Below are 1,062 nucleotides of genomic sequence, written 5' to 3'. Positions count from 1 at the left end.
CCACCGCCACCATTCATTCCGCCGCCGGAAGTGCAGGTCCAGCCACAGGTACAGCCACAGAACACCATTTCTGCGGTGACCAACCAGAAACCGGAAAACCCGACCTTCACCAAGGCAGCGCCACCGGCACCGCCAGCGGCAGAAACCAAGGCCACCGGCCCGGTCAGCGTCGCCCCTGTGATCGACTTCAATGTGGGCGGTTGCAAACCGGAATACCCACGCGCCTCGCTGCGTAATGAAGAAACCGGTATCACCACCTTAGCCGTACTGATCGGTGCAGACGGTACCGTCGCCGACGTCAAGATCGAGAAGTCCAGTGGCTTCCGCGGTCTGGACAATGCGGTTCGCTCCCAGTTGTTATCAGGTGCCTGCAAAAACAAACCAGGCACAGTCGATGGCAAGCCACAACAAAGCTGGACCAAAGTCCAGTACGTCTGGAAGCTGGATTAAGGCCACAGGCAAGAACGGGGTCAGCCCCGTTCTACCCACCGCCCGTCATTCCTGAGGAATTACAAACGAGCGCAAGCCACCCTGGTGGCAAACGCTCATACAAAAACAGCAGTAAGCACGACCAACCTTAAATAATTTGTTTAAAGGAAGCACCATAATGAAAACCCGTTTCTCCGCATTCCTGGCTGCCGCCGTTCTGGCCCTGACCGCAGCTGTTGCCGCTCCAGCCTTCGCAGAAGAAGCTTCTGCCACTGCTGCCTCTGCCGCCCCAGCCACTTCCGCGCCAGCCGCTGACGCCGCCGCACCAGCTGCAGCACCAGCCGCCGCTGAAGCCGGCCCAGCCAAAGAAGTCATCGAAAACCCATACGGCTTAGACGCACTCTGGAAAACCGGTGACTTCGTCGCCAAAGGCACACTGATCATCATGGTCATCATGTCCATGGGCTCCTGGTACATCCTGATCACCAAAATCGTCGACCAGATCAAACTGTCTGGCCAGGCAACAGATGCCCGCGCTAAATTCTGGAAATCTGCCTCGGTACAAGCAGGTGCAGCTTCCCTCAAAGAAGGCAGCCCATTCCGCTTCATCGCTGACTCCGGCATCAAAGCCAC

General features: G+C 57.7%; 1 protein-coding gene and 1 pseudogene. Both read left to right on the top strand.

The annotated features are described in order from the left end of the window. A partial coding sequence (locus H8K47_RS17965; RefSeq protein WP_186882722.1) for an energy transducer TonB occupies positions 1 to 450 on the top strand: 450 nt, incomplete at its 5' end. 157 nt (positions 451 to 607) lie between these two features. Beyond that, positions 608 to 1,062, top strand: a pseudogene (locus tag H8K47_RS17960) (MotA/TolQ/ExbB proton channel family protein); the annotation flags it as partial.

The organism is Cognatundibacterium rugosum (assembly GCF_014284365.1).
Lineage (GTDB): Bacteria > Pseudomonadota > Gammaproteobacteria > Burkholderiales > Burkholderiaceae_D > Undibacterium > Undibacterium rugosum.
The sequence above is the reverse complement of the archived record's forward strand: the minus strand, read 5'-3'. Positions and strand labels throughout refer to the sequence as shown.